Here is a 9,049-nt window from a genome sequence, read left to right as displayed (position 1 = left end):
GGGGGCGGACGCAAGGGCGGGGGTCACGGCGCGCGGTCGCCCGGCGGGTCCGCCGCTGCGGCAGCTTGCCAGCCGGGCCTCGGGGCGGCTATGTCGGTCAGAAGTGACATTCAAGGGTTGCGGGCTGGCGTTATTCTCGCCGCGCAACAGGCATGGGACGCTGCCACATCATGATCCAGGACGGTGGGAAAGCCGCGGCGCGCGCAACCGGCGTGCGCGGGCGGATGGAGCAAGCGGGGGCGCTGAGCCGCCGGTCGTTCCTCATGGGCTCGACCCTGGGCCTCGGGGCGCTGGGCCTCGCCGGCTGCGCGGGCGACGGAATGAGCCTCGCCGAGGCGGAGAAGCTCTACGGCCCGGTGCCGACCGAGAAATTCCCGATCCCGGCGGCCGACATCAGCAAGGTCAATCCCAAATACTACCGCCGCACGGTGCGCTACGAGTCCAAGGAAGCGCCCGGCACCATCATCGTCGATCCGAGCAACTACTACGTCTACCGGATCGAGGATGGGGAGACCGCCACCCGCTACGGCGCCAATGTGGGCCGCAGCGGCTTCCTGTGGCATGGCGACGCCTATGTGGGGCGCAAGGGCGAGTGGGCCACCTGGACCCCGCCCAAGGAGATGATCCAGCGCCAGCCCGAGGTGGCGAAATATGCCGGCGGCATGCCCGGCGGCCTGGAAAACCCGCTCGGCGCGCGCACGCTGTATCTCTACCAGAACGGGAAATACACGCTCTACACCATCTATGCTTCGAGCGATCCGGAGAGCATCGGCTCCGGCGTCACCAGCGGCTGCGTCGGCTTGCTCAGCCAGGACATGATCCACCTCTACGACCAGACCCCGGTGAAGACCAAGGTGGTGGTGCTGCCGGCTTAGGGGTGGCGATGCCCTCATGTCGGATGGCGGTGTCGCGCCAAGCCGGGCGGATTGTCCGCCCGCCGCGACTTGGTAGAATGCGCTGCGTCCGCTCGCCTGCTTGATCCGGCCCGGCATCTCGTCCCCCACGCGCGGCGCGCAAGGACCACCGGCATGAGGCAGCGCACCGGGTTCGATCTCGTCCTGTGGTCGTCGTGCCTGGCGATGCTCGCGGTCGGTGCCAACAGCACGGCGATCATGGCCGCCTTGCCGCTCATGCAGCGCGAACTCGCGCTCTCGTCCCCCGGCCTCCAATGGGCGGTGAATGCCTATCTCGTGACGTCTGCCGCCTGCGTCGTGCTGGGCGGCCGCGCAGCGGACCGCTTCTCGGCGCGGCACAGTTCCATGGCAGGATTGGCGCTGTTCGCGGTCGCCTCCACGATCATCGCCACCTGCGAGGGGCAGACCGTGCTGCTGGCCGGGCGCGCCTTGCAGGGCTTGGCGGCGGCGTTCGCCGTCCCGGCACGCTCGCCGCGATCCATGGCGCGCCGCCCGCGCGCAGGGAGGCCGCCATCGGCGCCTGGACCGGCTTTCTGATGCTGGGCTTCAGCATCGGCCCGCTGCTCGGCGGCACCCTCACCCATCTTGCCGGCTGGCGCACCATCTTCTGGCTTGACGTCCCGCTCGCTGTGGCGGCGCTGGCCGGCCTTGCCTTGGCCGGCCCGGCAGCCAAGCTCGCCGCGCCCGTGACGGGCGCGCGTCCCGACATCGCGGGCTTTGTCCTGCTCGCCACCTTCATGGTCAGCATCGTGTTCGCGCTCCATGCGTTGCCCGATACCGCAAACACCCCACTCGCGACCATCCTCCCGCTGGTGCTCGCGGCCGCGGCTCTCGCGCTGCTCCTCAAGGTGGAACGACAGGCGCGCACGCCGCTGGTGGATCTGAGCTTCTTCGACCGGCGTGAATTCGTGATCGGCAGCGTTATCGGCGCGCTGGCGATGCTGTGTATCATCAGCCTGCTGCTCTATTTCAACCTCTATGCCCAGAGCCCTCTGGGCCTCGGCCTCACGCCGCTGGAGGCGGGCGCGATGCTGCTTCCCCTGGGAGCCGCCTTGCTCGCGCTGGCGCTGAGCGCTCCCGCCGTGTCGGCCCGGCTGGGGGTCGGCGGCGCGATCACCGCCGGCATGGCGCTGATCGTGATCGCGAGCGCGATTGCGGGCGCGGCGGTGGCGTTCGGCAGCCGGCTACTGCTGGGCATCGGCTTCTCCGTCATGGGCGCGGGGCTCGCCGTGCCCTATGCGCTCGGCGCCTGCGCCTCGCGCTCTCCGCGCTGCCCCCGGCGCAGGCCGGGCAGGGGTCCGGCATCGTCAATGCGAGCACCTTCCTGGGCGGCAGCGTCGGCGTGGCGGCGGGCGCCATTGCGCTCATGATCGCCGGATTCCCCGGCGTCCTGGCGATGATCGCCCTTGCCGGCGCGCTCGGCGCGGGGCTAGCGCGCAGGATCGCGGCGCAGGGCTAGGAAGGGCGGGGAAGCGATCCTTCGCAGTGACGGTGTAATCCATTTACGTCGACAACCTGAGATGGCATTCTGGGCGCAAAAGCGGAGAAATGCACATGCCCGCGCCCGGCTTCGACGCGTTCGTCGGTTTGAAATCCACGCCGTTCTATCGGACGCCAAACGATCGGGCGATCGCGGGCGAACTGCTCTGGGGCGATGGCGTCCGCTTCCAAGGCGAGCGCCGGAACGGCCGCATCAAGGTGAGCGCCCGCGGCCGGAACCGGGTCGGCTGGATCGACGAAGCCGCCATCGAGAACGGCCGCTCGCTTCTCGAGATCTATTTCATAGACGTGGGGCAGGGTGACGGTCTGCTCGTCAAGACTCCGGACTTCCGTCACATCATGATCGATGGGGGACATCCCCGCCGCTCGCAGAATACTGGCAAGAGCGCGGCGGATTTCATCGACTGGAAATTCTTCGAAGATTATGGCTTAGATGAGATTCATCTCGATGCGATGATCGCCTCTCACAACGATTTCGATCATTATGGCGGGCTGTCGGATCTGCTCGACGCGGCGCAATTCACGGAGCTCGACGCGGTTTCGGTCGCCATCGATGCCTTCTTTCATGCCGGCATCTCCTGGTGGACCAAGCCCGACGGAACCGGCCGGACACTGGGGGCGACCAAGCGCAAGGCCGGTCGCTCCTATCACACGCAGCTTCTGGAAGACCGCGCGTCGGCGGAGCGCGGCCTCGCGGCTGGGGCCGGCGCGCGCCTGCAGGGCGAATGGGCCAGGTTCATCGCGCAGGTCGTCGCGGCCCGAACCGCGCAAGGCACGGCGGTCCCGATGGCGCGGCTGAGCCAGACCAGCGGCTTCCTGCCTGGCTTCGAGCCGGCAGACGGCCATCCGGCCGTCTCGGTCCTCGGGCCGATCGAGTACGACATCGACGGCAAGCCCGGTCTGCAGGGTTTCGGCGCCGACTCCAAGACGACGAACGGCAACAGCGTGCTGCTGCGGATCGACTATGGCCGGGCGCGCATATTGCTGACCGGCGATCTCAACAAGGCGAGCCAGCAGGCTCTGCTCGAAGCCTATGCGGGCCGGCGCCTGGAGTTTCAGTGCGACGTCGCCAAAGCCTGCCATCACGGCAGCGAGGACGTGTCATACGCCTTCCTGCAGTCCATGGCTGCGGCGGCGACCATCATCAGCTCGGGCGACGGGGAGGGGCACGACCATCCCAAGCCCCGCATCGTGGCCGCCTCCGGCGCCACTGGCCATCTCTCGATCGACAACGACGAGATCCTCACGCCGCTGGTCTATTCTACCGAGCTCGCGCGGTCGGTTTCGCTCGGGGATCCCACAGGCCTCGATGTGGCGGCGGGCGGAGCCCAGGCCTCGATCTCACTCGGCGCGAACGACCTGCAACGGGCGACCATCGCATTCTCCGAGACCAAGCCGGGCGCGCTGCGGCCTGTGACCAAGACGCGCGCGCTTCCCGCACCAAGGTGGTGGCCGGCCTGATCTATGGCCTCGTCAACGTCCGCACCGACGGCGAGACCATCCTCTCGGCGACCATGAACGAGGGTGACGGGACCTGGGCGGTGAAGACCTTCCCGTCGCGGTTCTGACCGCGGGGAGCCGTTCCCCTCACCCCTCCAGCTCTTCCTTGAGGATCTCCAGGCGCAGCCATTCCTCCTCGGCGGCGTCGAGGTCGGACTGGGCTTTGGCGAGGGCGGCGGAGGTGGCCTCGAACTTCGCGGCATCGCGGGCGTAGAGGTTCGGGTCCTCCAGCACCGCCGCCAGCTTCGCCAGATCGCCCTTCAGCTTCTCCATGGTCTTGGGCAGCGCCTTCAAGGCGTGCTGCTCGTGGAAGGAGAGGCGGTTCTTCTGCCCGCCGTCCCGGCTTGGCGCCGCGCCGCCGGACGCGTCGCCCCTCGGCGCATCGGCTTTGGCGGCCGCCGCCGGCTTCGCCTTGGCCTGAACCCCATGGCCGCGCTGGGCCACCATGTCGGCATAGCCGCCGGCATATTCGCGGAACACGCCGTCGCCCTCCGCCGCGATGACGCTCGACACGGTGCGGTCGAGGAAGTCGCGGTCGTGGGAGACGAGGATCACGGTGCCGGGGAAGTCGGCCACCATCTCCTGCAGCAGATCGAGGGTTTCGAGGTCGAGGTCGTTGGTGGGCTCGTCCAGCACCAGCACGTTGGCGGGCATGGCGAGCGCCCGCGCCAGCATCAGCCGGCCGCGCTCGCCGCCGGAGAGCACGGAGAGCGGCGCGTTGGCCTGCTCGGGGGTGAACAGGAAGTCCTTCAGATAGCCCATCACGTGGCGCGGTGCGCCGCCCACCAGCACCTGGTCGGACCCGCCCCCGGTGAGCGCATCGCGCAGGGTGGTCGCGGGGTCGAGCGCGGCGCGCTTCTGGTCGAGCGAGGCGATCTCCAGATTGGTGCCGAGCCTGACCGTTCCGCTGTCGGGCGCGAGCGCGCCGGTGAGCATCTTCAATAGCGTGGTCTTGCCGGCGCCGTTGGGGCCGACGATGCCGATGCGGTCGCCGCGCAGGATGCGGGTGGAGAAGTCCCGCACCACGGGAACGCCGTCATAGGCCTTGGCGATGTGCTTGGCCTCGATCACCAGCTTGCCGGAGGTCTCGGCCTCGGTGACGGACATCTTCACGCTGCCGGTGGCGCGGCGCTCCTCCCGGCGGTCCTTGCGCATGGAGTGCAGCAAACCGAGCCGGCGCACGTTGCGCTTGCGCCGCGCGGTGACGCCGTAGCGCAGCCAGTCCAGCTCGGCGACGATCTTGCGGTCGAGCTTGTGGCGCTCCAGCTCCTCCTGCTCCAGCACGCCGTCGCGCCAGGCCTCGAAGCTGCCGAAGCCCTCCTCGAGCCGGCGCGTCGCGCCGCGGTCGAGCCAGACCGTGGCGCGCGAGAGGTTTTCCAGGAAGCGCCGGTCGTGGCTGATGAGCACGATGGCGGATCTCAGCCCCTTCAGTTCCGCTTCGAGCCACTCGATGGCTGGCAGGTCCAGGTGGTTGGTGGGCTCGTCCAGCAGCAGCACGTCCGGCTCGGGGGCGATGACGCGGGCGAGCGCGGCGCGGCGCGCCTCGCCGCCGGAGAGCGTTGCGGGGTTCTCCTCGCCGGTGAGGCCGAGCGCCTGGAGCAGATAGGTGGCGCGATAGGCCTCGTCGCCGGGGGCAAGGCCCGCCTCCACATATGCGAGCGTGGTGGGATAGCCGGTGAAGTCCGGCTCCTGCGGCAGGTAGCGCACGGTGGTGCCGGGCTGGAAGAAGCGCGTGCCGGCATCGGGCTCGGTGAGCCCGGCGGCGATCTTCAGCAGCGTCGACTTGCCGGAGCCGTTGCGCCCGACGAGCGCGAGCCGCTCGCCGGCGGAGACCGAAAGCTCCGCCCCGTCGAGCAGGGGCGTCGCGCCGTAGCGCAGGTGGATGTCCTGGAGCAGGATGAGGGGCGGGGCCATGGGCCCCCGCTTATCGCGCCCCGGCGCGGAAGGCAAAGGGGCGGTTCGTGCCCCGGCCGACTGGAGCGATGAGCGGAAGGAGAGCCGGGGCCCAGCGCAAGGATGCGCCGAAGGCGGCGTCTTCCGCCGCAGGCGGTGCGCCGCCTGTTATGCCCGCTGCGCGGGATTTCCCCTGGACCCCGGCTCGGCGCTCCGGCTGCGCCGTCGCTGGGGCGGGGAACGACGTCTTCGCCTTCGCTGGGCCGGGAAAGCGCCGGCTTTGCCGCCGCGGGGCCGGCCGCGGCACCGGTGCCCTTGCATCGCCCGCGCGGGGGCGCCATGTAGCAGGGGAACGGCGCCCGGCGCCGATGGAGGCACCCATGACCCAGACCACGGGCCGCATTTTCGACGAGATGGCCCGCCTTGTGAACGACGCCGCCGGCGTCGCCCAGGGCGTCCGCCGCGAGGCCGAGACGGTGATGAAGGCCCAGATGGAGCGCTTCCTGCGCGACATGGACCTCGTCAAACGCGAGGAGTTCGAGGCGGTGAAGGACATGGCCGCCAAGGCCCGCGAAGAGAACGAGGCGCTCGCCGCCCGCATCGCGCTGCTGGAAGAGCGCCTGTCCGCCCGCTCGTCCGCCGCTGACCAGATGGAAGGGTGAACGCGCCGCACGGGAGGTCAGGCCGGGGATGCGGGTGCGGCGCACACAATCTGTCGTAGCCCCGCAATGATTCCCCGCGATATACTGATTTTCGTGGCGATTCGTAGCCGGTTCGTCGCGCCGGGGCGCGACGGGGCGCAGCATCGCCACGGCGGGCCGGTCCGCCGGCACGTCCTTTACGGCACGCCGCGCCGCGCATGCCTCCCCGGGCCTGAGTTGCCGCCCGTGCCGCGTTCGACCCTCTCCGCGTCCCTCCCACCGCGAGGTCGAGGCCATGTCTCTCATCGACATCGAAGCCGATGCGCCGGCGAACCCCGTGGACCTCGTGGAACGGCTTGCCGCCGTCCATGACTGGTCCTTCGAGCGCTCCGACGAGGACGAGATCACCCTCTCGCTCTCCAGCCGCTGGACGGACTGCCATGTCTCGTTCCAATGGATGGACGAGCTGGAATCCCTGCATCTCGCCTGCGCCTTCGACTTCAAGGTGCCGGACGGCCGGCGCAACGAGGTGCTCAAGCTCCTCGCGCTGGTGAACGAGCAGATGTGGCTCGGCCATTTCGACCTGTGGTCGCAGGAAGGCGTCATCATGTTCCGCCACGCGCTGCCGCTCTCGGGCGGGGCGACGGCGTCGAGCCGCCAGTGCGAAGCCATCGTCGACGCCGCGGTCGACGCGGTGGAGCGGTATTATCCCGCCTTCCAGTTCGTGGTGTGGGCCGGCAAGACCGCCCGCGAGGCCATGGACACCGCGCTGTTCGACACGGTCGGCGAAGCCTGACCGTCCCGCCCTCCGGCCCCGCCGGAGGGCGCTCCTCCTTGCCGGATCAGCCGTCCGCCTTGCGCTGGATGCGCTCCACGATGCCGCGGGCGATGATGGTGGCGACGCCGATCAAGGCGAGCACCGAGGCCGCGGCGAAGGCGCCGGCCACATTGTAGTCCTGGTAGAGCAGCTCCACCTGGAGCGGCAGCGTGTTGGTGACGCCGCGGATGTTGCCGGACACCACCGAGACCGCGCCGAACTCGCCCATCACCCGCGCATTGCACAGGATGGCGCCGTAGATGAGCGCCCAGCGCACATTGGGCAGCGTCACCGAGATGAAGGTGCGCAGCCCCGAGGCGCCGAGCGAGAGCGCCGCCTCCTCCTCGTCGGTCCCCTGCGCCTGCATCAGCGGGATCAGCTCGCGCGCCACATAGGGCGCGGTGACGAACATGGAGGCGAGGAAGATCGCCGGCAGCGCGAACATGACCTTGATGCCGGCCTCCTCCAGCATCGGCCCGAACAGCCCCTGCGCCCCATAGACGAACAGATAGGCGACGCCGGCGACGATGGGCGAGACCGAATAGGGCACGTCGATCAGCGCGATCAGAAGGCTGCGGCCGGGAAAGTCGAACTTGCCCACCGCCCAGGCGGCGGCGATGCCGAAGACGATGTTGATGGGCACCACCACCAGCGCCACCACCACCGTGAGGAAGATGGCGTGGAGCGTCGCCGGATCGGCGAGCTTGGCGCCATAGGCAGCGATGCCGGCGGAGAAGGCGTTGGCGAAGATCACCGCCAGCGGTCCGCCCACCATGAGCGCGGTGACGATCGCCACCAAAGCGATCAGCGGCCCCTTGAAGGCCGGGTGGCCGCCCACCGGGCGCAGGGTGCGCTGGGCCGGCGTGCGCTTCAGGTCCGCCATCTCAGTCCACCCCCACGCGGCGCACGTGCCAGGCCTGGATGGCGTTGGTGGCCACCAGCAGCGTGAAGGCGGCCAGCAGCATCACCGCCGAGATCGCCGCCGCCGCCGGATAGTCGAACTCCTCCAGGCGGATGAAGGTGAGCAAGGCGACGATCTCGGTGGTCATGGGCTGGTTGCCGGCGATGAAGATCACGGCGCCGAACTCGCCGAGGCTGCGGGCGAAGGCGAGCGAGCAGCCGGCGAGGAAGGCGGGAAAGATGGCCGGGAAGATCACCCGCCGGGCGATGTCGAAATCGCTGGCGCCGAGCGAGCGCGCCGCCTCCTCCACGTCGTGCGCCAGGTCCTCGATCACCGGCTGCACCGTGCGCACCACGAAGGGCAGGCTGGTGAAGGCCATGGCGATGGCGATGCCGAGCGGGGTGTAGACCACCTGCAGGCCCCATTCCGCGAGGGGTGCGCCGAACCAGCCGTTCTTGGCGAACAGCGCGGTGAGCGCGAGGCCGGCCACCGCGGTGGGCAGCGCGAACGGGATGTCCACCACCGCGTCGAGGATGCGCTTGCCGGGAAACTCGTAGCGCGCCAGGACCCACGCGAAGGCAAGGCCGTAGACCGCGTTGAACGCCGTCGCCCACAAGGCGGTGGTGAGCGTCACCGAGATCGCCGAGAGGGTGCGCGCGCTGGTGATGATGGCGAGGAAGCGCTCCGGCCCGATCTCCGCGGCCTTCAGCATGAGCGCGGCGAGCGGCAGCAGCACGATCGTCCCGAGATAGAGGACGGTGGTGCCGAGCGCGAGGGAGAAGCCGGGGAGAGTGCGCCGACGCATGGGCCTTCGGGGGGGATTGGGAACACGGGATGGCGGGCGGGTCCGGTGCCGGACGCCGCGCCGCGCGGGGGGCGGCCG

7 protein-coding genes and 1 pseudogene are annotated in these 9,049 nt (G+C 69.7%); 5 read left to right on the top strand and 3 right to left on the bottom strand.

The genetic code is table 11. From position 1 onward, the window contains the following. Window positions 1-170 precede the first annotated feature (170 nt). The 3 genes and pseudogenes from AC2W7M_RS13990 (at window position 171) to AC2W7M_RS13980 (ending at window position 3,875) form a co-directional block, all read left to right on the top strand. Entirely contained in the window at window positions 171-875 is a 705-nt protein-coding gene (locus AC2W7M_RS13990) for a L,D-transpeptidase (RefSeq protein WP_486132874.1), read from the top strand. Between the two features lie 153 nt (window positions 876-1,028). Then, a pseudogene (locus tag AC2W7M_RS13985) lies at window positions 1,029-2,284 on the top strand (MFS transporter). Between the two features lie 184 nt (window positions 2,285-2,468). Then, entirely contained in the window at window positions 2,469-3,875 is a 1,407-nt protein-coding gene (locus tag AC2W7M_RS13980) for a ComEC/Rec2 family competence protein (protein ID WP_486132873.1), read from the top strand. A 126-nt stretch (window positions 3,876-4,001) separates the two neighbouring features. Here the strand turns inward: AC2W7M_RS13980 and AC2W7M_RS13975 are convergent, their stop codons facing one another. Further along, the gene (locus AC2W7M_RS13975) at window positions 4,002-5,828 is read right to left on the bottom strand and encodes an ABC-F family ATP-binding cassette domain-containing protein (protein WP_486132872.1); all 1,827 of its coding nucleotides are present in this window, start codon (window positions 5,826-5,828) and stop codon (window positions 4,002-4,004) included. A gap of 359 nt (window positions 5,829-6,187) precedes the next feature. Between AC2W7M_RS13975 and AC2W7M_RS13970 the strand changes: the two genes are divergently transcribed. Continuing rightward, entirely contained in the window at window positions 6,188-6,469 is a 282-nt protein-coding gene (locus tag AC2W7M_RS13970; protein WP_486132871.1) for an accessory factor UbiK family protein, read from the top strand. Window positions 6,470-6,743: 274 nt separating this feature from the next. Further along, on the top strand, window positions 6,744-7,244 hold the full coding sequence (locus AC2W7M_RS13965; RefSeq protein ID WP_486132870.1) for a type III secretion system chaperone family protein: 501 nt from the start codon (window positions 6,744-6,746) through the stop codon (window positions 7,242-7,244). A 46-nt stretch (window positions 7,245-7,290) separates the two neighbouring features. On the opposite strand, the gene cysW is transcribed toward AC2W7M_RS13965, so the two are convergent. Together cysW and cysT are read right to left on the bottom strand one after the other, a co-directional pair. Then, entirely contained in the window at window positions 7,291-8,148 is an 858-nt protein-coding gene (gene cysW, locus AC2W7M_RS13960) for a sulfate ABC transporter permease subunit CysW (RefSeq protein WP_486132869.1), read from the bottom strand. Window position 8,149: 1 nt separating this feature from the next. Further along, window positions 8,150-8,971 carry a sulfate ABC transporter permease subunit CysT gene (gene cysT, locus AC2W7M_RS13955; protein ID WP_486132868.1) on the bottom strand — a complete coding sequence of 274 codons (822 nt, stop codon included), beginning with the start codon at window positions 8,969-8,971 and terminating at the stop codon, window positions 8,150-8,152. Window positions 8,972-9,049 lie beyond the last annotated feature (78 nt).

This window comes from Xanthobacter sp. BG11Y11_SDJG, from assembly GCF_057364445.1.
Note: the sequence above shows the minus strand (reverse complement) of the source record. Positions and strands in the feature narration are given on the sequence as shown.

Excerpts from the sequence above, each read along its gene's own strand:
- AC2W7M_RS13990 (WP_486132874.1), top strand. The coding sequence starts at position 171 with ATGATCCAGGACGGTGGGAAAGCCGCGGCGCGCGCAACCGGCGTGCGC.
- AC2W7M_RS13980 (WP_486132873.1), top strand. The coding sequence starts at position 2,469 with ATGCCCGCGCCCGGCTTCGACGCGTTCGTCGGTTTGAAATCCACGCCG.
- AC2W7M_RS13975 (WP_486132872.1), bottom strand. The coding sequence starts at position 5,828 with ATGGCCCCGCCCCTCATCCTGCTCCAGGACATCCACCTGCGCTACGGC.
- AC2W7M_RS13970 (WP_486132871.1), top strand. The coding sequence starts at position 6,188 with ATGACCCAGACCACGGGCCGCATTTTCGACGAGATGGCCCGCCTTGTG.
- AC2W7M_RS13965 (WP_486132870.1), top strand. The coding sequence starts at position 6,744 with ATGTCTCTCATCGACATCGAAGCCGATGCGCCGGCGAACCCCGTGGAC.
- cysW (WP_486132869.1), bottom strand. The coding sequence starts at position 8,148 with ATGGCGGACCTGAAGCGCACGCCGGCCCAGCGCACCCTGCGCCCGGTG.
- cysT (WP_486132868.1), bottom strand. The coding sequence starts at position 8,971 with ATGCGTCGGCGCACTCTCCCCGGCTTCTCCCTCGCGCTCGGCACCACC.